The organism is Collinsella sp. OM04-5 (genome assembly GCF_003439125.1).
Taxonomy (GTDB): Bacteria; Actinomycetota; Coriobacteriia; order Coriobacteriales; family Coriobacteriaceae; genus Collinsella.
In genome coordinates this window covers 129070-151303 of record NZ_QSUU01000005.1, presented here as the reverse complement: position 1 = coordinate 151303, position 22234 = coordinate 129070, and the positions used below count along the sequence as shown (strand labels likewise).

The window sequence follows — 22234 nt, the reverse complement described above, 5'->3', positions numbered from 1 at the left end:
CCTATCCCTCAAACGAAAGCACGCGGACCAGATCCAGGTCCTCATAGCCATCGATAAAGATATCGCAGTTGGCGCGTACGTCGTCGCGCTTCATACGGCCGTGCGGGTCATAGATGCCCACGCGCTTAAAGCCGGCGACCCCAGAGCTCTTTAGGCCAAAAACCGCGTCCTCAAACACCCATGCGCGGTCAAACTGGTGTCCATGGCGCCCCTCCAGACGGCGCAGCGCCAGCTCGTACACATCGGGGAACTGCTTGGAGCGTCCCGCCTCGCCCGTCGTGGTAACAAACTCCATGTAAGCGTCGAGCCCGGCACCAGCGAGCGCGGACTGCACCAGCTCGGCCGGCGTGGACGTGGCAACGCACATGGCAATACCGGCCGCCTTCGCCTGCTCCAAAAACGTCAGCAGACCCTCGCGTGGCGGCACCTTAGAGTAGCCATCGATCAGAATGTCGCTCAGCTCGCGATACAGCTCCTCGCCATTCGCTCCAATACCCCAGGTGTCGTGGTAGGCCTGGCACTCGTCCTCGAGCGACAAATGCTCAAACTGGGCAAAATCGTCGACCGTCACGTCAACACCGTGGCGGTGCAATAACTCGGGCTGCGCATAGGCCCAAACCGGGGTGCTATTAACCAGTGTTCCGTCGCAATCGAAAATAAAAGCGGCATTGGGAGCGGCGGTCTGGAACATAAACGTACCTTTCGATGTCAAATGGTAAACAACCTGCTAAAAACGTTTTACCAAACGTCAACCCAACTATCTTGAAACCCTAATTGGTAAAACTGTCAAGAGTTTTACCACGGCAATTCTGCAAGTGGTATAAACATGGCGCTTACCGATTAAACGCCACCGCAAATCCTCTTTCGTTCATAAAAGTAACGTACAGGTGCTATCTTATTTTGTGCCGAAAGTTCCACCGAGCACGCGAGGTGGAACGAATCATAGAACTATCGCCGTCCCTTCGATTCGTGCAGCCTTGGACCTTTCGCATCTAGTCACCAAGGCAACACGCTGCCGCGTCATGATGGGATCAAACGTGAGCGATACAAAGCTAAAGCCAACGGCTAAAAAGCCCGCAACCCGCAAACCGGCTCCGCACGCACCGGAGCTCTCCAAGGACGATGTCTACCTGTTTGGCATTGGTATGTGGGAGCGCAGCTGGGAAAAGATGGGCGCGCATCCCGACACGCAGAACCGTACGCGCGGCTGGCGCTTTTGCGTTTGGGCGCCCGACGTAAAGAGTGTCCATGTCATTGGCGAATTTAACGACTGGAATGAGGATGCCAACCCGCTGGTACCCGTGCATACGAGCGCTATTTGGGAAGGCTTTATTCCTGGCGCCGAGCAGGGCCAGCTCTATAAATATCTCATCGAGACCAACGAGGGCGAAAAGCTCTACAAGGCAGATCCGTACGCCTTTAAGGCCGAGTGCCCTCCGGGTACCGCGAGCGTGCTGTGGACTCTCGATGGCTACAAGTGGAACGACGCCGCATGGCTCAAGCGCCGCGCCAGCCATAACCACATGTCGCAGCCCCTTAACATCTACGAGGTGCATATTGGCTCGTGGAAGCGCCACGGCGACGCGCCGCAGGGCGAGCCCGACGAGTACGGCAACTACCCCGGCCCCATGGATCCCTTCCCCGCGCAGCGCGGCGAGTTCTATACCTACGACGACCTGTCGGTGGAGCTCGTGGACTACGTGCGCGACATGGGCTACACGCATATCGAGGTCATGCCGCTTATGGAGCATCCCTTCGATGGCTCCTGGGGCTACCAGACGACAGGCTACTACGCCGCCACGTCGCGTTACGGCAACCCGCAGCAGCTCATGCACTTTATCGATGCATGCCACGAGGCAGGTATCGGCGTGATTATGGACTGGGTGCCCGGCGGTTTTTGCGCCGACGCCCACGGCCTTGCCACCTTTAATGGCCACATGCTGTTTGAGCACGAGATTCACCCCAACTGGGGAACGCACAAGTTTGACTTCGCCCGTGGCGAGGTCCGCTCCTTCCTGGTTTCTAACGTGCTGTACTGGCTCGAAAACTTCCACGTGGACGGCATTCGCATGGACGGCGTGTCCAGCATGCTGTACCTCAACTTTGGCATTGACGATCCCGGCCAAAAGAAGTTCAACAAGTACGGTACCGAGGAGGACCTGGACGCCAGCGCGTTTATCCGTCAGGTCAACTGCGCTGTAGAGGCGCACTACCCCGACGTGATGATGATGGCCGAGGAGTCCACCGCGTGGCCGCTCGTGACCTATCCGCCGCAGGACGGCGGCCTGGGCTTCCACTACAAGTGGGACATGGGCTGGATGAACGACACCCTGCACTACATGCAGACCGATTTTCCGTGGCGCCCCGGCAACCACGGCCTGCTCACGTTCTCCATCATGTACGCCTTTACCGAGAACTTTATTTGCCCGCTGAGCCACGACGAGGTCGTGCACGGCAAGTGCTCGCTCATTGGCCGGATGCCGGGCGACTGGTGGCGCCAGTTTGCCGGCCTGCGCACGCTGGCCTTCTACCAAATGACGCACCCCGGTGCCAAGCTCAACTTTATGGGCAACGAGATCGGACAGTTTATTGAGTGGCGCTACTACGAGTCCATCCAGTGGTTCCTGACCGAGGAGTACGAGACACACCGCCATCATCAGGCGTTTATCAAGGCGCTCAACCACCTGTACACCGCCGAGCCCGCCCTGTACGAGCGCGGCTACACCGACGACGGCTTTACCTGGATTGACGCGGACAACTCCAGGCAGTCCATCGTGAGCTTTGTGCGTCAGGGCGAGGACGTCGATGACGACCTGGTGATCCTGATCAACTTTGACCCAGCGAGCTACGAGAGCTTCCGCGTGGGCGTGCCGCGCGAGGGCGACTGGGAAGTCATCTTCGATTCTGACCGTCCCGAGTTTGGTGGCAGCGGATACGCCGGTGAAGAGCCCTACACCTGCTCGAGCGAGCCCTATCCCTGGAACGGGCAGATGGACTCCATCGAGATGAAGGTGCCCGGCCTGGCAGGCGTAGTGCTTAAGCGCCGCGGTCCCAGCAGCTACAAGCCGCCGGTGGTTGAGGAGCCCAAAGCTGCGCCCAAAAAGCGCACGTCCTCGGTGAAGCCCAAGCCTGCAGCTGCTAAGAAGGCTCCGGCTAAGGCCAAGGCGAAGGCTGCCAAGCCCGCTGCCAAGGCTTCGGCTAAGTCCACCACGGCCAAGAAGGCAACCGCTAAAAAGGCTGCTCCCAAGGCCAAGACAGGCGCTGTTAAGGCTCCTGCCAGGAAAGCGTAACAAAAGCGTTACCACTGCAATTACCCGCCCCGCAGGGGCGTAGGATACAAGCCATAACCGTTCCGGGAGAAACATCCCGGGGGAAGGAACGTATGAATAAGATCTTCGACAACAAGCAGGAGTTTACCGAGCTCTATCGCGATGCCGTCATGAGCATCAGCGGCAAGAGCGTCGAGGCCGCCAGCGACCTGGACCGCTTTAACGCCCTGGCCAAGCTCGTGGCCGAGAAGGCACGCACCGTTGCCACCAAAAGCGACGCCCGCGTCACCGCCGAGGGCAAGAAGCGCGTGTACTACTTCTCGATTGAGTTTTTGATCGGCCGCCTGCTCGACAACTACCTGCTCAACTTTGGTGTGCGCGACATGGTCGCCGAGGCGCTCGACGACATGGGCTTTGATCTGTCCGTCATCGAGAACCAGGAGCCCGATCCGGCGCTGGGCAACGGTGGCCTGGGCCGTCTGGCCGCATGCTTCCTGGATTCCATGGCAGCCGAGGGCATTGCCGGCTACGGCAACGGCATGCGCTACCGCTACGGCCTGTTTAAGCAGGAGATCGTCAACGGCAGTCAGGTCGAGGCCACCGATGAGTGGCTCACCCACGGCTATCCCTGGGAGGTTCGTCGTCAGGACAAGGCCGTGACCATTAAGCTTGGTGGCCATGTTGAGGGCTTTAAGGAGAACGGCCGCACATTCTACCGCACGGTGGACACGCAGGATATCCTGGCCGTTCCTTACGACATCCCCGTAGTGGGCTATGCCGGCGAGACCGTCAACAAGCTGCGCGTCTGGGCCGCCGAGCCGGTCGAGGAGCACTTTGACCTTGAGGCCTTCAACCGCGGCGACTACGCCCTGGCCGACGCCGAGCGCGCCGAGGCCGAGGCCATCAGCGCCATCCTCTACCCCAACGACGCCGGCGAGCACGGTCGTCTGCTGCGCCTGAAGCAGGAGTACCTGTTCGTTTCGGCCGGCATCTACAGCCTGCTCGACACCTTTGAGAAGGAGCACGGTGAGAACTGGGAGCTGCTGCCGCAGTTTGTGGCCATCCACACCAACGACACGCACCCCGCCATGTGCGGCCCCGAGCTCATGCGCATCCTCATCGACGAGAAGAAGCTCGAGTGGGATGACGCTTGGAACATCGTGACGCAGGTCGTGAGCTACACCAACCACACCATCCTGCCCGAGGCTCTGGAGAAGTGGCCCATCGGCACGTTCTCCAAGCTCCTCCCCCGCGTGTACCAGATCATCGACGAGATCAGCCGTCGTTGGCATGAGTCGTTCGACACCACGCAGGAGGGCTGGCAGGAGCGTCTGCGCCAGACCGCCATCCTGTGGGACGGCGAGATTCGCATGGCCAACCTGTCTGTGATCTGCAGCCACAGCGTCAACGGCGTGGCCAAGATCCACTCTGACATCATCAAGAACATCGTGCTCAAGGACTTCTATGCCCTGACGCCCGAGAAATTCAACAACAAGACCAACGGCATCTCGCACCGTCGCTTCTTTGCCGAGGCCAACCCTACCTACGCCAAGCTCGTGACCGAGGCCATTGGCGATGGCTGGCTGAAGGACGCCTTTGAGCTGGAGAAGCTCAAGGAGTTTAAGGACGACACCGAGTTCCTGAAGGCCGTGGGTGCCTCCAAGCGCGCCAACAAGGAGCGCCTGGCCGCTTACGTCAAGGCCGAGACCGGTCTGGTCATTGACCCCAACACCGTCTTCGATGTTCAGGTTAAGCGTTTCCATGCCTACAAGCGCCAGCTCATGAACATCATGAAGGTGATGGACATCTACAACCGTCGCATCGCCGATCCCAACTTCCACGTGACGCCGACGACCTTCATCTTTAGCGGCAAGGCAGCCTCGAGCTACACCTTTGCCAAGGAGACCATCCGCCTGATCAACTCGGTGGCCGACGTCATCAACAACGACCCGCGCGTCAACGAGGTCATGAAGGTCTGCTTTATCCCCAACTTCCGCGTGAGCAACGCCCAGCTCATCTACCCTGCCGCCGAGATCTCGGAACAGATCTCCACGGCCGGCAAGGAGGCCTCGGGCACGTCCAACATGAAGCTCATGATGAACGGCGCCATTACGCTGGGCACCCTCGACGGCGCCAACATCGAGATCGCCGACCTGGCCGGCCGCGAGAACGAGGCCATCTTTGGCCTGACCGCTCCCGAGGTCGAGCAGCTTTGGGCGTCGAACAGCTACTTTGCCTGGGATACGCTCAACAACGATCGCGACCGCCTGGGCCGCGTGATGGACGAGCTCAAGGACAACACCTTTGCGGGTCTTTCGGGCAACTTCGAGAGCATCTACAACGAGCTCATGAACAACAACGACCCCGACCTGGTCATGGCAGACTTCCGCAGCTACGTGGATGCGTGGGAGAAGCTCACCGGCAGCTATGGCGACCAGGAGACCTGGAACCGCAAGGCCCTGCTCAACACTGCCTCCTCCGGCTGGTTCTCGAGCGACCGCACCATTCGCGAGTACCGCGACGAGATCTGGCACGCGTAAAGGCGCGCGAGCTCCCTTATGCCAGCACGGCATTACTCGACGGGCGCGACCGAGCGCCGCGCCCGTCGCTAATGGGTTTAGGAACATCGATGACAGAAGGAGAAATCGATGAGTAAGAAAGAATGCATCGCGATGCTCCTCGCAGGAGGACAGGGCAGCCGATTGGGGGCACTCACCCAAAAGATCGCTAAGCCGGCGGTTAGCTTTGGTGGCAAGTTCCGCATTATAGACTTTTCGCTCTCTAACTGCTCCAACTCGGGCATCGACACGGTGGGCGTTCTGACGCAGTACCGCCCCTACCTGCTGCATGCCTACGTGGGATCCGGCGAGGCTTGGGATCTGGACAGCCGCGATGGCGGCGTGTCGATCCTGCCGCCGTACGAGACGCAGACCGGTGGCGCCTGGTATGCGGGCACGGCCGACGCCATTACGCAGAACCTCGACTACATCAAGGCTAACGACCCCAAGTACGTCCTGATTCTTTCGGGCGATCACCTGTATCGCATGGACTACCGCAAGATGCTCAAGACGCACATTGAGAACAACGCCGACCTCACGGTGAGCGTTATGCCCGTGCCGTGGGAGGAGGCCAGCCGCTTTGGCATCCTGACCACCGATCCCGAGGACGGCCGCATCACCAAGTTCACCGAGAAGCCCGATAAGCCCGATTCGAACCTCGCGTCCATGGGCATCTACATCTTCTCGGCAGACGTGCTGATCGAGGCGCTCGAGGAGGATGCTCTGGACCAGCGCTCGAGCCACGACTTTGGCAAGGACATCATCCCCAAGCTGCTCGGCGAGGGCAAGCGCCTGTACAGCTACGAGTTCCACGGCTTTTGGAAGGACGTCGGCACCATCGCCAGCTTCCACGAGACCTCGATGGACCTGCTGGGCAACAACCCCGAGTTCGATCTGTTCGACAAGCACTTCCCCATCATGTCCAACATCACCACGCGTCCGCCGCACTACATTGGCCCGGACGGCCGCCTGGACGACTGCCTGGTCTCCAACGGCTGCAAGATTTACGGCACCGCTCGCCACTCGATCCTTTCGACCGATGTCATCATCGAAGAACGCGCCGTGGTCGAGGACTCCGTGCTGCTGCCGGGTGCGCACGTTAAGAGCGGCGCGCACATCTGCCGCGCAATTTTGGGCGAGAACTCCACGGTCGAAGAGGGCGTGAAGCTCGGCTCTGTCGATACCACCAAGGATACGGCCGTCGTTGGAAATGACGTCGTTATCGGGAAGGGGGAATGATCCGATGATCAATCGCAAGGCCATCGGTTATATCACCGCTAACTACTCTTCGACCTACGGCAGCGTGCTGCTCAAGGACCGCCCCATCGCGTCCGTTCCTTTTTTGGGCCGCTACCGCCTGATCGACTTCCCGCTGTCCAACATGATGAATGCCGGCATTAAGACCGTCGGCGTCGTCATGCCGGGAAACTACCGCTCGCTGATCGACCACGTGGGCTCGGGCAAGGACTGGGGCTTGGACCGCAAGAAGGGCGGCCTGTTCATGGTGCCCGGCAACGCGTATGGCACCACCAAGGGTGGCATGCGCTTCCTGCTGCGCGACATCATCTCCAACAAGACGCTGTTCCAGCGCTCGGATAAGCCCTATGTCGTGATGATGGGCACCAACATCATCTTTAACATGGATCTCAACACCATCATCGACGCGCACGAGAACTCCGGCGCCCAGATGACCGTGGTGTACTGCAAGGCCACGCGCAACGTCGATGACGAGACCAAACTCGAAATAAACGAGAACGGCCGCCTGACGGGCGTGAGCGCTGGCGTCGTGTACGGCGACAACGCCTCTATGGACTGCTGCATCGTCAACCGCGATACGCTGCTCGAGATCATCGACCACTACCAGGCTGCCGACTATCTGGACCTACTCGAGGCACTTCAGGGCGACTTTGGCAACATCGACGTGTGCAGCTACGAGTACAAGGGCGAGGTCGTGGGCGTGTTTAGCGAGAAGTCACTGTACCGCCGCAGCATGGACCTGCTCGACCAGACCGTGGCCGATCAGCTCTTTGACCCCGAGCGCCCGATCCTGACCAAGGCTCACGACGTGCCGCCTTCGCGCTATGCGACCGGCAGCCACGCGTGCAACTCGATCATCTCGGCCGGCTGCATCATCAAGGGCACCGTGCGTAACTCGATCCTGTCGCGCGGCGTCGTGGTCGAGGAAGGCGCTTCGGTGACCAACTCGATCATCAACCAGAGCTGCATCATCAAGAGCGGCGCACGCGTTGAGAACGCCATTCTGGACAAGAACAACGTGGTCCCCACCAACACCGAGCTTCGCGGCACGCCCGAGAACATCCTGGTGCTGGGCAAGGCTCCGTTAACTTCCGACACCACCATCGTACGTTAACGTTGGCACCGCAACATCGCTCGTAAAATGTAGAATAGCCGCCCGGTTAGCGCCAGGCGGCTATTCTCGAATTGCAACATGGGAGACAATATGGCTGATTCCAGCAAAAAGATGCAGATCGTGTTTGCCTCGGCCGAGTGCGCACCGTTTGTAAAGACCGGTGGCCTGGGTGACGTGGCGGGCTCGCTGCCTGCGGCGCTTGTGCGCGCCGGCGCCGAGGTTATCGTGATGGTGCCCAAGTACGCCACCATCAAGGACGAGTACAAGGCGCAGATGGAGCACTTTGCCGACTTTTACGTGAGCCTAGGCTGGCGAAACGAGTACTGCGGGCTTGAGAAACTCGAGCGCGACGGCGTCACCTATATGTTCGTGGACAACGAGCGCTACTTTGCGCGCGACTATCCGTACGGCTTTTTTGACGACGGCGAGCGCTTCGCGTTCTTCTCCAAGGCCATCACCGAGAGCCTGCAGCACCTGCCGGCCGGCTTTGAGTGCGACATCCTGCATTGCAACGACTGGCAGACGGCGCTGGCACCAGTGTTCTTACGCGAGTTCTACCAGGGCCTGCCGCTGTACGACCGCGTCAAGACCGTGTTCTCGATCCACAACGTGGCGTTCCAGGGCCAGTTTAGCGACACCGTGATGGAGGACATCCTGGGTGTGGCGCATATTCCCGCGGCCGCCTCACAGCTGCGTTGCGACGCTTGCAGCGTCAACTACATGCTGGGCGCGCTTCGCTATGCCGACGCCATTACCACGGTGAGCCCCACCTATGCCAACGAGATCCAGACGCCCGAGTTTGGCGAGGGCCTGGACGGTGTGCTGCGCGAGCGCTCCTATGCGCTGCAGGGCATTTTGAATGGCATCGACGTCGCGGGCTTTGATCCGGCGACCGACAAGCGCATTGCCGCCAACTACACCGTGGAGGACCGTTCCGGCAAGGCCGTGTGCAAGGCCAAGCTGCAGGAGGAACTGGGGCTCGAGGTTCGCGACGACCGTCCGCTCATGGTGATGGTCACGCGCCTGACGCGCCAAAAGGGCATGGACCTGGTCATGTACGCGCTCGACCGCATCCTGGCAGGCGGCGTTCAGGTGGCCGTGCTGGGTACCGGCGACCGCGACTACGAGGACGGCCTGCGCTACTTCCAGGACAAGTACCCCGGCACCATGGCCGCGCGCATCGAGTTCGATCCGGCGCTGTCGCAGCGCATGTACGCTGGCGCCGATATGTTCCTGATGCCTTCGAAGTTTGAGCCCTGCGGCCTGTCGCAGATCATCGCCATGCGCTACGGTACGCTGCCCATCGTGCGCGAGACCGGTGGCCTGAAGGACACCGTGATCCCGTATAACGAGTTTACCGGCGAGGGCACGGGCTTCTCGTTTAGCAACTTTAACGGCGACGAGATGGGCGACGCGGTCTTCCGCGCAGCGCGCCTGTTCTGGGATAACCGCGACGCTTGGAACCAGCTGGTCACGCAGGCCATGAGCCAGGACTTTAGCTGGACGCGCTCGGCAGACAAGTATCTGGATCTGTACTTCTTTATGCACCCGGAGATCGAGCGCCCGCTGGCTGTTGTCGACGAGCCTGAGGCTGTTGCTGAGCCGGTGGCCGCTGAGGAGCCCAAGGCCGAAGAGAAGCCGGTTGAAGCTGAGCCCGTTACGGCCGAGTCTGAGGTGAAGGCTGAGGCTGCTCCTGAGGCAGAGTCCGAGGTCAAGCCAGCTGCGAAGCCTGCAGCTAAGAAGACCACGACTCGTAAGACGACGGCTAAGAAGGCCACAGCGGCCAAAGCGACGGCAACCAAGACCACCGCTGTCAAGACAACGACCTCGCGCAAGCGCACCACCGCAGCTGCCAAGAAGGCCGCCGAACCCGAGGTCGCTCCTGAGGTAAAGGCCGAGATCGCTGAGGCCAAGCCGGCCGCCAAGGCTCCGGCAAAGACCGCTGCCAAGAAGGCGACAACGACCGCCAAGAAGGTAACAGCTGCCAAGAAGACCACGGCAACGAAGTCGACGGCCGCCAAGGCTACTGCGACCAAGGCCGCTCCGAAGGCTGCCACAAAGCCCGCCGTCAAGGTTAAGGAGGCAGCCGCCGAGCCTAAGGCCAAGGCAGCTGTCGAGGCCAAGCCGACCGCCAAGACCACCACGCGCAAGCGCGCAACGACGACGGCCAAGAAGTCCACGACCAAGGCCGCAGCTGCCAAGGCAGAGGCTAAGCCCGCCGCCGTCAAAGAGGAGCCCAAGCCCGAGGCAAAGCCCAAGCCGGCACCGAAAACCGCTCCGAAGGCTACGGCAAAGGCCGAGCCTAAGGTCGAACCCGCCAAGGAGCCCCCGGTCTCCCCCGCCGCCGCGACCGAGAAAAAAGCGCCGTCCAAGAAGACGTCCGTCCGCAAGGCAACGGCCACCCGCAAGCGCCGCTAGCCCACAGACGATCCAAAACCTCATCAAACCATAAGTAAGGGGCGCTCCAACCGGGCGCCCCTTCTCTGTGGATAGTTGGTAAAACGATTTTCTAGGACAACCGTTCGCCGATGGTAAACGGATGTTGTTTATACAGCCTGTGTACAACAGATATACTTACATCCTGTGCGTAAAGCCCATGGCCAGCAGGCCATGATTCTATTGAACTGGACCGTACTATGAGATTGATACACAACAGCCGCCTGCCGCAGTTTCGCACTCCGTTTGGCGCTGTTACCACTGGCACTTCCGTTTCGCTCTCGGTGATCTTGGAGGATGCCGACCCCAACCAGGCAACGCTCACCCTGCGCACCTGGGTCGATGAGATCGGCGAGTCTCGGTATCCCATGACGCATGAAGGCGACGGCATATTTTCCGTAGAGCTTGAGTGTACCGAGCCCTGTCTTATCTGGTACAGCTTTATCTGCAATATCGAGGGCCAGCCCGAGGTTCGCCTGGGCGCACCGCAGGGCCGCACCGGCGGCGAAGGCGTAACCTACGACTACGCCGAGGTACCTTCGTTCCAGATCACCGTCTATAAGCACCGCGACAACCGCCCCGCCTGGTACGAGCGCGGCATGGTGTACCAGATCTTCCCCGACCGCTATGCCCGCGACGAGCACTGGCGCGAGCGCACGCTGGCCGAGGTCGAAAAACCGCGCAACGGAATCCAGCGCCGCATGGTCGAGGACTGGAACGAGCCGCCCGTGTACGAGCGTGCCGAGGACGGCTCCATCAAGACATGGGACTTCTACGGCGGCTCGCTCAAGGGCATCCAGGAAGACCTGCCCCGCATCGCCGAGCTGGGCTTTACGGCCATCTACTTCAACCCCATCTTTGAAGCCGCGAGCAACCACCGCTACGACACGGCCGACTACACCAAGATCGACCCGATTCTGGGCATCGAGCAGGACTTTACCGAGCTGTGCCAGGCAGCCGAGAAGCTGGGCATCTCCATCATCCTGGACGGTGTCTTCAACCACACAGGCGATGACTCGATCTATTTCAACCGCTACGGCAACTACCCCGGCGTGGGTGCCTGGCAGAGCGAGGATTCGCCGTGGCGCGATGCGTTTACCTTCCACGAGGACGGCTCGTACGACTGCTGGTGGGGCGTTGGCAACATGCCAGCCATCAACGAGAAGTCCGAGCTGGTGCGCGAGAAGCTCCTGGGCAAGGACGGCGTGATCCGCAAATGGCTGCGCGCCGGTGCCCATGGTTGGCGTCTGGACGTCGCTGACGAGCTTTCCGACGCCTTTCTGGCCGAGATCAAGAAGGCCGTACTTGCCGAAAAGCCTGATGCACTGTTGCTCGGCGAAGTCTGGGAAGACGCCTCCAACAAGATTAGCTACGGTCATCTGCGCCGCTACCTGCAGGGCTCCGAGCTGGACTCTGCTATGGATTACCCCTTCCGTGACATGGTCATCGGCTTTTTGATGGGCTACAAGAACGCCTACCAGGCAGCCGAGGATATCGAAACCCTGCGCGAGAACTATCCCCGTGAGGCCCTGTCCTGCGCACTTAATCTGCTTTCGAGCCACGACCGTCCGCGCATCATCTCGGTGCTCGGCGGCGGCCCCGACGAGTCGCAGCTGCCCGAGTGCGAGCGCAGCAAATGGCGCCTGGACGAGAACTCGATGGGCCTGGCCAAGAGCCGTTTTTGGCTCGCCACGCTCATGCAGATGACCTTCCCCGGTGTGCCTTCAATCTACTACGGCGATGAGTACGGCTTGGAGGGCCTGACCGATCCGGGCAATCGCCGCACGCTGCCTTTGAAGGAAGACCTGCACGACTTCGATACGTTCGCGATCGTCAAGAACGCATCTGCTGTGCGCCGCGCTCTGCCATTTATGATCGACGGCGAGATCAAGGCCTTCGCGCTCAACGACGAGGTACTGGCATACAACCGCACGGGCAAGGATGGCGAGTCCGCGACGGTTATCATCAACCGCAGCCTGCGCAATTCGCACCGCGTGACGATTCCAGCGCTCGGCGAATGCGCGAGCGACGTGATCAGCGGTCACGAGTGCGAGATCCACAATGGTACGGTCACGCTCGATCTGTATCCGCTGGGGTCGTCGATCATCTATCACCACGCCGAGCAGCGCCTGCAGGAGCCGCTCGATCACGGTGCGGGCGTTGTGTGCCACATCACCTCGGTGCCGACTGACGACGGCAACCCCGGCACAATCGGTGCGCCCACGCGTCGTTTTATCGATCATCTGGCCGCTATGGGCATGCGCTACTGGCAGGTCCTGCCTGTCAACCCCACGGACTTCTTCCGCTCCCCTTACGCCGGTCCTTCGGCCTTTGCAGGCAATATCGACCTGCTGCCCGAGAGCCACGAGGAGCTGGCAGCCGACTTTGAGACCTGGAAGGCCCGCGGCGGCGAGGATGCCGATCCGCTGTACACCGCGTTTAAACATCGCAATGCCGATTGGCTCGAGAAGTACTGCGTCTACATGGCCGTCAAAAAGTACTTTGAGGGCGAATCGCGCCACGATTGGCCGGCAGATGTCGCGCGCTACAACGAGCATCTGATCGACGACAAGCGCTTCCACGACGAGGCCGAGCTTCAGGCGTACATGCAGTACCGCTTTGACCTGGCCTGGTGCGAGCTCATGAACTATGCGCACAAGAAGGGCATCGAGGTCATCGGCGATATCCCTATGTACGTGTCCGACGATTCGGCCGACGCGTGGAGCGAGCCCGAGAACTTCTGGTTGTCCGATACCGGTAAGGCAATCGAGATCTCCGGTGCGCCGCCCGACAACTTTGCGCCCGAGGGCCAGGTGTGGGGCAACCCGACGTTCCGCTGGGACCACATGAAGCAGAACGGCTATAGCTGGTGGATGGATCGCCTGCGTCGTGCATTTTCGCTCTACGACCGCGTGCGCCTGGATCACTTCCTGGGCTTCCACAGCTACTTTAGCATTCCCGCGGGTAAGGCCTGCGCCGACGGGCGTTGGCTGGCAGGCCCGGGCAAGGACCTGTTCCAGACCGCCTATGACGAGCTGGGGCCGCTCAACTTTATCGCCGAGGACCTGGGCTACCTGACGCCCGGTGTTCGCGCCATGGCTTCGACTTGCGGCTTCCCCGGTATGGACGTACTGGAGTTTAGCGATTACGACGTTCGTTGCGGCGTGCACCCTACGCCCGGCAAGATCCTGTACACATCGACTCACGACACGTCGACGCTCGCGGGTTGGTGCACGCGCTCCTTTGCGGGCGGCGACGAGCCGAGCGGTGTTGAGGTGGCAGCCAAGCTGATGAGTGACGCGCTGACAAGCGACGCTCCCCTGGTGATGATGCCGCTGCAGGATGTCCTGGGGCTGGGCGACGACGCGCGCATGAACGTACCGGGCGTGGCCACGGGCAACTGGACCTGGCAGGCTGACGAGGCCGACGTTGCGGCCGCCGAGAGCAAAACCGCACAGCTCCTGCGCAACACGCATAGATTCTGGGGCGAAGCGTGATAAAACGCCCGATATAGGGTACAGTTACAGACGTTTGAATTTTTGCGGGCAGAGTAATCTGCCCGCTTTGTGCTGAAAAGGAAGTATTATGGCGCGCTACGATTACAAGTGCTCGAGCTGCGGCAACGTGTTTGAGGTTGAGCATCCCATGTCCGAGACCCCCGAGGTCGTGTGCCCCAACTGCGGCGCTCCGGCCGCCAAGACGTTCTCGGCCAGCGGCATCAAGTTTGAGGGCAGCGGCTTCTACAACACCGACCAGCGAAGCGGCGGCTCCAGCACCAGCGCCACGAGTGGCTGCTGCGCCAACTGCCCGCACAGCCACTAGAAACCAATCAGCCCCGCGATCAACACCGATCGCGGGGCTATTTCTTTGCGCAATGGGTAGCTAATTATCAGGCCAGGTTTCCTTATGAATTGCGGTGAAATAAGGACAGTTTGGCAGGTAGAAGCCGCTATTCAATCCCTATTTCACCGCAAATTAGTAGTTAGTTGTGGATCAGGCGAGCGCAGAAGTGGCCGTCGTAGGAGTCGGCGTTTACGGGGACGCTTTGGAAGAGGCCACGGTCGTTTTGACGGACGGCTACCAGTTTCTTGGCCTGCTCGAAATCGGGGAGTTGCAGAATCTGCGCCTCGGAGAGCGGCTCCAGGCTAAAGTCCGCACCCTCGGGCGACGCCAAGAACGCATCCACAACCTGCGTGTTCTCCTCATCAAAGACCGAGCACGTCGCATAGATGAGCTCGCCGCCGGCAGCCACACGCGCAGCGGCTTCCTTGAGCATCGTCAGCTGCAGCTTGGGTAGCTCAACCGTCACATCCTTTTCGGTCAGGCGCCACGGGATCTCGGGATGACGGCGCATGGTGCCGGTGCCAGAGCACGGCGCATCGATAAAGACCGTGTCGAACTTAACCGGCTCGCCAAGCATGGCATCAAACGATGTGAGCACCTCATCAAGCTCGCAAGCATCACCCGAAACCGTGCGAACGCCCTGAATACCAGCCTTATGCAGGCGAGCGAGATTCAAATCGCACTTGCGATCATGCAGATCGAGCGCCGTATGCTGACGCTCATAGCCCGTACGCTTGGCCTGGCACATCATCACATAGGTCTTGGTGCCACGACCGGCACCAATCTCAAGGCAGCTACCAGGGCGCGTGGCAGCTGTGGCGATAAGTTGCGCGTTGAGATCAGATGCCACCGCGGCAGCACGTTCAAACGCACCCGAAGCAACGGTAACCTGGGCATCAACCGGGGCATGGCAACCCGGGAACACGGGTGCCACAAGCTGCGAGATATACGGATCGGGATTAGTCGCAAAGGCGTTCTCATGCAGGGCCAGCGGCGCGGGGGCCAGATTGCCGGCAAAGTTAAGCGCACCCTCTGGCGTGTCAAACGACGCCATAATGCGAGCGCACAGCCAGCGAGGAAGACCCATCAGACGCGACAGACGAACCAAGCGTCGCTCAGACTCATCCACATCGGACGCAGTAGCAAAGTCCTCAACATTGTCTGAAACCTTATGGAGTACAGCATTGGCCAAGCCAGCGGCGGACTTAGCACCGCAGCGAACCAGCTCAACTCCCTGACTTACGGCAACGCGGCCAGGCGTATGCAGGTAGAGCATCTCGAAGGCCGAGATACGAAGCGCCATGCGCACACGCGGAGCGACCTTTTTGGGCTTATCGAGAAACTGGTCGAGCAGCTCGTCCAAAATACCCTGCGTGGCGGCAACACCCAGCGCCAAGCGGGCGGCAAAAGCGGAATCGCGCTGGTCAATGGCCCTGGCGGAAGCACGGGACAAGAGCACGTCGCGCGCGTACATGCCGCGGCGATCGGCCTCCATCAGCACATCGAGCGCAAGCTTGCGCGCGGGAGACAGCTTGCTCATGACAAAACACCCCACGAAAGATCGGCACCCTGCAGGCCAGCAGCCCAAGCAGAAGCGGCCATAGCACGCTTGCCATCAGGCTTAACCTCGAGCAACTCAACCGAGCCATCGGAAAGGCCAAGGTAAACACGCTTAGCCTGAATGGCGACGAGCCCCTCACCAAGCGACACATCAGCCGGCGCAGCGTCGAGCACGCGCACGGTCTTGCCGGCAATCACGCAACGAGCAGGCGCGGTATCGGACGAGGCCAGCACATGACGCACGCAATCAAGCGCCGCCATGTGCGGATCCAGACGCATCTCTTGCTTGGAGATCTTGGCAGCATGGGTAACGAGCGCCTCATCCTGTTCAGTCCACACGGCGGTGCCATCGGCAAGAGAAGGAAACGTATCGGCAAGCAGTTTGCCGCCCAGCTCGCCAAGCTCCGTAGTCAGTGCCTCGGCATGCTTGCCTGCAACCGACGTAGACGCCTGGGCGCAATAAGCGCCGGTATCCACGCCATGCCCAATGCGCATAATGGAAACGCCAACAACCTCATCACCAGCAAGAATGGCACGCTGAATAGGAGCAGCCCCACGCCAACGAGGCAGCAAGGACGCATGAACATTCACAATGCCGAGCGGTGCCATATGCAGCACCTCATCGGGCAAAATGCAGCCATAGGCAGCCACACAGAAAATATCAGCCTGGGCAGCCTGGAGCACCTCAACAACCTCAGGCGTCATACGATTCGCCTCAATGACCGGCAACCCCAGCTCCAGCGCCTTAGCCTTAACAGGAGACGGCTCCAGCTTCTTACCACGCCCACGAACAGCATCAGGACGAGTAACAACAAGCGCAATCTCATTCCCAGCCTCAACAAGCGAAGTCAAAGAAGGCACAGCAAAATCAGGCGTACCCATAAACACAATACGCATAAAAGTTAGTCTCCTCTCAATAACGAGCCGAGACGGCTACAAAAAAGCGTTCCTGGTCGCAAGCGCGCCCAGCCGCAAGAATAGTTCAACAGAAACAAATATACCCAAAAACAAAGAAAGAGCCGCATAAAAGCAGCCCTCCCAAGAAAGCACCTATCAGCGAAGACGCCCCTCCCTGGCCCGACGGCACCCGGGCGAAACGAAGAGCGACAACGTAGTCCCTGGGATGGGGCCCACACATATCGTCCCGCGCGCAGTTTCGCAGCAAAGCGAGAATGTTTGAGCACGGGATGATATGTGTGGGCCCCATCCCAGGGACGGACAATTAACCTACTCCGTCTCGCCCGGTCGAGCGCCGCGGGCCAGGGCGTCCTGGTACTCCTTGACGGCCTTGAGCCTCTGCATGGGCTTCAGTCGCTCGAACATAGTGTTGCCATGCAGGTGATCGATCTCGTGCTGCAGGCACACGCAGAACAGGTCGCCCGTAGCCTCGTAGCGAATCAGGTTTGCGTCCAAGTCGTACGCCTCTACGACGACATGGTCGGGACGCTCGATCTCGCAGCTAATGCCAGGGATGGACAGGCAGCCCTCGCTAAACGGCACCAGATGGTCACTCTGCTCAACAATGACAGGGTTGATGAGCACGTACGGGTCGTAGTCGTTCTTGTCGCTGTAGTCGCAGTCAATGGTGACGAGCTGAATAAGCTCGCCGATCTGCGGAGCAGCCAGGCCGCAACCGCCGTTGTCGAACATCATCTTCTTCATCTTCTCGGCAAGCGCCTCGATCGCTGGGGTGATCTCCTCGATCACGGCGCACTCCTGACGCAGGCGAGGGTCGGGCGACAGTACGATTCCGTTGGCTTCCATGGCCATCCTTTCGGGTTGTTACATCAAATCATAGGCATCGACGTCAACGCTCACGCTCACGCCGCGCACAGAGCCCACCTCTTTGAGGCAGGCGTCGATATCATCAGAGACATGGTACCCCACAGGCGACTTCACAAGCAGATGGAAGCGGTAACGGTCCTTGGCTCTCTCGATTACACACGAAGCCGGGCCCAGCACCTGGGGCACGGCGCTCCCCGCCCGCAAAAAGTCGGGCGCGGCGGCATGCCAGCGGCGCTTAAGAAGCTTTGCAATGCGCCCGATATAATCCTGCGCATCGTCGCGGCTTGCCGACCACACCAAAATGTTAACCAGGCGCACGAACGGCGGATACAGTGCGTCGCGGCGCTGGTCCAGGTCGTAGTCGGTAAAGATCGAGCGATCGTGCTCGGCGACGGCGCGAATGACCGGATCCTCGGGCAGATACGTCTGGATGATGACCTCGCCAGGGCGGTCGCCGCGACCGGCGCGACCGGCGACCTGCTCAAGCAAATCGTAGGCGCGCTCCCCTGCGCGGAAATCCGGCAGCTTGAGGGCGAAGTCAGCATTGACCACACCCACGAGCGTGACCTCGGGAAAGTCGAGGCCTTTGGCGATCATCTGGGTGCCCAGCAACACGGCGCAATCGGCAGCATCGAACTGCTCGAGCAGCTTTTTGTGCGCATCCTTGCCGCGCGTGGAATCGGCATCCATGCGGATGATGGCGACGTCCTCGGGCAGCATCTGGTGCAGTGCGTCCTCGATCTGCTGCGTGCCCAGCCCCATTTTTGCCAGGTAGCGACTGCCACATTTGGGGCAACGACTCGTGGGCGCGGGATACGGCTGCACGCGCCAGGAGGATCCGCATGTGTGACATTGCAGCGTGTGCGTGCGCTCGTGATACGTAAGCGCGGTGGAGCAGTGGTTGCAGGTGGGAACGCAGCCGCACTCGCGACACATCAGGAACGGCGCAAAGCCACGGCGGTTATGCAGCAGCACGGCCTTCTCGCGGTGCTCTACAACGCGCTCCAAACCTTCCATCAGCGGTTTAGAGAACATTGAACGGCTACCGTGCGAAAACTCGCGGCGCAGGTCGGCAATGCGGACCTCGGGCAGCACGGCGTGTCCCGGGCGCTCGGGCATCTCGACGCGCGTCCAAGTGGTGCCGTTATACGTTCCACGGCGGCAGTGGTCGAGGGCCTCGGCCGAGGGCGTGGCGGAGCCCAACACGAGCGGGCAGCGGTAGCGCCGCGCCATCTCGGCCGCCACCTCGCGCGCGTGGTAGCGCGGACTGGACCCCTGCTTGTAGCTGGTCTCGTGCTCCTCGTCAATGATGATGAGGCCCAGGTCGCCAAGCGGGCAAAAGAGCGCCGAACGTGCGCCGACGACCACGCGGGCCGCACCGCTGGCAACCATATCCCACTGGTCCAGGCGCTCGCCGGCCGAAAGCCGCGAATGGAACACGGCGACCGTCTCGCCAAAGCGCGAACGGAAGCGGCCGACGGTCTGGGCCGTCAGCGAAATCTCGGGCACCAGCACGCAGGCCGAGCGACCGGCTGCGAGCACGCGCTCGATGGCGGAGAGGTAAACCTCGGTTTTGCCGGAGCCGGTGACGCCGTCGACCAGCACCACGTCGCCATGAGCGTCCAGACGGGCGCGCTCAATCTGCGCGAGTGCCTGTTGCTGGCCACTGGTAAGGGAGACCGGCGCTTTGCCGCTTGCCGAGGACAGCGTGGCCTGCTCGCCGCAGCCACGCCAGGCGCGGCGCTCTTCCACCACCACAACGCCGCGTTTTTCGAGCGCCTTGATGGTCGCCGACATGCTGTTATAGAGAAGGTTGAGGTCGCGCGTCGTGACCGGTCCGCACTGGAGCGCCTCGATGAGTTGGCGCTGGCGGACCGCGGTCTTGGGTGGCGTGTAGTCAAAGCCTTCGGGCGTAAGCATCACCCAGCGGTTTTGGATGGGTTTGACGGCTGGACGTTCAACCGTCCACACGCCGTCGTCGCCCTTGACCACACGCGGGCTGCCGCCCGGTGGCAAAAACAGGCGCAGGCACTCGGAAAGCGTCGCGACATACTCGCGGCTCATCCAGCGCGCAATGCGTGCAGCCTCGGCGGTAAAGAGCGGTTTGCTGAGGATGGCTTCGACAGGCTTGATGCGCGAAAGGTCAAGGGCGTTGTTGCCTTGTAGGTCGCCCAGCTCGGGCGCAATATCGACGATGTAGCCTGCGGCGGCACGGTTGCCAAAGTGGACCAGGACCGTCGATCCGACCTGGGCCTCGTTGGCAAGGGACTCGGGAATGCCGTAGGCGAATGGCTCGGACAGCGCTCGGGTAGGAATGTCGAGAACCACGCTCGCGTAGGCAGCGATGGGCTCAGGTGCAGGCTTAGGCTGAGCCGAGGCAGCGGCAGGCATGAGCTTCACCAGAGCCTCCTCCGGTTCCGGTGAACCAAACAGCGACAGTTGTTGAGCCATACACCACCTCTAACGAACGGACCTGAAAGGGGTGGGACAAAATAATCAGTGGTGTTTGTCCCATGGCCGATACGAGTGTCGAGCTTGTTGCGTCGCTCGAACACGGGACAAACACCACTGATTATTTTGTCCCAGCAACCCACTCATCGGTACAGAAACAAGAGCCCCGCTCGGGGTGAACGGGGCTCGAATACATACGTTTGCGCAGCTGCTACAGCGCCATCGTGCGGGCGCGGTCGATGCGTGCCAGGCAGTCATCGCAGCCGACGAGCGCCATGGTCTCGCCCAGCGGAGGGCTCACCATGTTGCCGCAAACGGCGACGCGCACGGCCTGGAACACCACGCGCTTCTTGAGGTCCATCTGCTCGGGCAGCGGCTCAAGCGCGGCGTCGATGTTCGCGGCTGTCCACTCGTCCACGCCCTCGAGCGCGGCCTTGGCGGCGTCCAGGATGGCGCCCATGCCTTCCTTGGCCAGGCCCTTGTTAACGGATTTCTCATCATACTCGAGCGTCTCGGCCGTAGCAAAGATGGGAGCGGCGACGGTCACGGCGTCGGCTGGCATCTTGGTGCGCGGCTTGACGATGGCAGCGAGTGCGTCAATCCAGTCCTCGCCGTACTCGACGTTGCCCTCGATGAGACCCGCCTCGTGCAGCTCGGGGACCATGATCTCGTCGGCAAACTGGGCATCGGACATGCCGTTGATGTACTCGGCATTGACCCAGTCGAGCTTCTTGGGGTCGAAGGTCGCCGGGTTCTTGGAGATGCGGTCGAGTGAGAACTTGCTGGCCAGGACATCGCGCGGGATGATCGTGGTCTCGCCGTCAAGCGACCAGCCGAGCAGCGCCAGATAGTTGACGAAAGCGTCGGACAGGTAGCCGGCGTCGCGGTACTCCTCTACTGAGGTGGCGCCGTGGCGCTTGGAGAGCTTCTTGCCGTCGGCGCCCAGAATCATGGAGATGTGGGCGAACGTGGGCACGGGCGCGCCGAGGGCCTCGTAGACCATGACCTGGCGCGGGGTGTTGGAGAGGTGGTCGTCGCCGCGGATGACATGGGTGATCTTCATCATGGCGTCGTCGACGACGGTCGCAAAGTTGTACGTGGGCGTGCCATCGGAGCGGAAGATGACAAAGTCGTCGAGCCCCTTGGCGTCGAAGGTCACCTCGCCGTGAACGGCGTCGTGGATGACGACGTCGCCGCGGTCCTCGGGCACCTTGATGCGCAGGACGTAGGACTCGCCGGCCTCGATGCGACGGCGGGCCTCCTCGGGATCAAGGTCGCGGCAACGGCGCTGATAGCCCTGGAAGGGGTCCTTGCGCTCCTGCGCGGCCTTGCGATCGGCGTCGAGCTGCTCCTTGGTGCAGAAGCAGGGATAGGCCTTGCCCTCGTCCCAAAGCTTCTGGGCGGCCTGCTTGTACAGGTCCAGGCGCTCGGTCTGGGCGTAGGGGCCAAAATCGCCGCCCACCTCGGGACCCTCGTCCCAGTCCAGGCCCAGCCAACGCATGGCGCGCAGGATAATCTGCGTGTTCTCGTCGGTAGAGCGGGTGGGGTCGGTGTCGTCGATGCGCAGGATGAACGTGCCGCCGTTTGCACGGGCGAAAGCCCAGTTATAGATAGCGGTGCGGGCGCCACCGATGTGCAGCTTGCCCGTCGGTGAGGGTGCAAAGCGGACGCGAACGTCTGATGCCATGGAAATCTCCTCGATTGCAGGATGGATGTCTAACCGCATTAGTATAAAGCAACAATGCCCACCTCCGCACAAAGGGCACCGACCCACTCATTGGGGACAGACTTAAATGATCAGTCTTTGGGCAACCTGTCGGCACTTAGGCAAGGCTGGTCATTTAAGTCTGTCCCCAATGAGTAAAGTGCCGCAAGGGTGCGGAAAGGGTGTGAATGTTTGATTTACGCGCTATGATGTGCCATTGCATAGAGAGCCCAGCGGAATGGTAACGGTCGCCGGG

13 protein-coding genes are annotated in these 22234 nt (G+C 61.0%); 7 read left to right on the top strand and 6 right to left on the bottom strand.

Translation table 11 applies throughout. The features are described from left to right. Position 1: 1 nt before the first annotated feature. Positions 2-691: an HAD family phosphatase gene (locus tag DXB53_RS04560; protein WP_117583498.1), complete on the bottom strand. Its 690-nt coding sequence runs from the start codon at positions 689-691 to the stop codon at positions 2-4. A gap of 331 nt (positions 692-1022) precedes the next feature. On the opposite strand from DXB53_RS04560, the gene glgB reads away from it, so the two are divergent. From glgB to DXB53_RS04525, 7 genes are all read left to right on the top strand, one after another. After that, positions 1023-3290: a 1,4-alpha-glucan branching protein GlgB gene (gene glgB / locus DXB53_RS04555; RefSeq protein ID WP_117583497.1), complete on the top strand. Its 2268-nt coding sequence runs from the start codon at positions 1023-1025 to the stop codon at positions 3288-3290. A gap of 92 nt (positions 3291-3382) precedes the next feature. After that, entirely contained in the window at positions 3383-5809 is a 2427-nt protein-coding gene (locus DXB53_RS04550) for a glycogen/starch/alpha-glucan phosphorylase (protein WP_117583496.1), read from the top strand. 108 nt (positions 5810-5917) lie between these two features. Next, positions 5918-7066, top strand: coding sequence for a glucose-1-phosphate adenylyltransferase (locus DXB53_RS04545; RefSeq protein WP_006233920.1), 1149 nt, complete (start codon positions 5918-5920; stop codon positions 7064-7066). A gap of 4 nt (positions 7067-7070) precedes the next feature. Then, the gene (gene glgD / locus DXB53_RS04540) at positions 7071-8198 is read left to right on the top strand and encodes a glucose-1-phosphate adenylyltransferase subunit GlgD (RefSeq protein WP_117583495.1); all 1128 of its coding nucleotides are present in this window, start codon (positions 7071-7073) and stop codon (positions 8196-8198) included. 90 nt (positions 8199-8288) lie between these two features. Beyond that, positions 8289-10616 (top strand): glycogen synthase GlgA, encoded by a 2328-nt coding sequence (gene glgA / locus DXB53_RS04535; protein WP_199409677.1) that lies wholly within the window; start codon positions 8289-8291, stop codon positions 10614-10616. A 218-nt stretch (positions 10617-10834) separates the two neighbouring features. Continuing rightward, positions 10835-14131, top strand: coding sequence for a 4-alpha-glucanotransferase (locus DXB53_RS04530; RefSeq protein WP_117583494.1), 3297 nt, complete (start codon positions 10835-10837; stop codon positions 14129-14131). An 88-nt stretch (positions 14132-14219) separates the two neighbouring features. After that, positions 14220-14456 carry an FmdB family zinc ribbon protein gene (locus DXB53_RS04525; RefSeq protein ID WP_117583493.1) on the top strand — a complete coding sequence of 79 codons (237 nt, stop codon included), beginning with the start codon at positions 14220-14222 and terminating at the stop codon, positions 14454-14456. 160 nt (positions 14457-14616) lie between these two features. Here the strand turns inward: DXB53_RS04525 and DXB53_RS04520 are convergent, their stop codons facing one another. The 5 genes from DXB53_RS04520 to gltX all read right to left on the bottom strand — a co-directional run bounded on the left by DXB53_RS04520 (position 14617) and on the right by gltX (position 21960). After that, on the bottom strand, positions 14617-16017 hold the full coding sequence (locus tag DXB53_RS04520) for an RsmB/NOP family class I SAM-dependent RNA methyltransferase (protein ID WP_117583492.1): 1401 nt from the start codon (positions 16015-16017) through the stop codon (positions 14617-14619). Beyond that, a complete protein-coding gene (gene fmt, locus DXB53_RS04515; RefSeq protein ID WP_117583491.1) occupies positions 16014-16934 on the bottom strand; it encodes a methionyl-tRNA formyltransferase in 921 nt (306 codons plus the stop codon). Before fmt ends, DXB53_RS04520 begins: the two co-directional genes overlap by 4 nt. A 330-nt stretch (positions 16935-17264) precedes the next feature. Beyond that, on the bottom strand, positions 17265-17801 hold the full coding sequence (gene def / locus DXB53_RS04510) for a peptide deformylase (protein ID WP_117583490.1): 537 nt from the start codon (positions 17799-17801) through the stop codon (positions 17265-17267). An 18-nt stretch (positions 17802-17819) separates the two neighbouring features. Continuing rightward, the gene (priA, locus tag DXB53_RS04505) at positions 17820-20273 is read right to left on the bottom strand and encodes a primosomal protein N' (protein ID WP_117583489.1); all 2454 of its coding nucleotides are present in this window, start codon (positions 20271-20273) and stop codon (positions 17820-17822) included. Positions 20274-20484: 211 nt separating this feature from the next. Further along, complete coding sequence (gltX, locus tag DXB53_RS04500; protein ID WP_117583488.1) at positions 20485-21960, bottom strand: glutamate--tRNA ligase; 1476 nt, start codon at positions 21958-21960, stop codon at positions 20485-20487. Between the last annotated feature and the right edge of the window lie 274 nt (positions 21961-22234).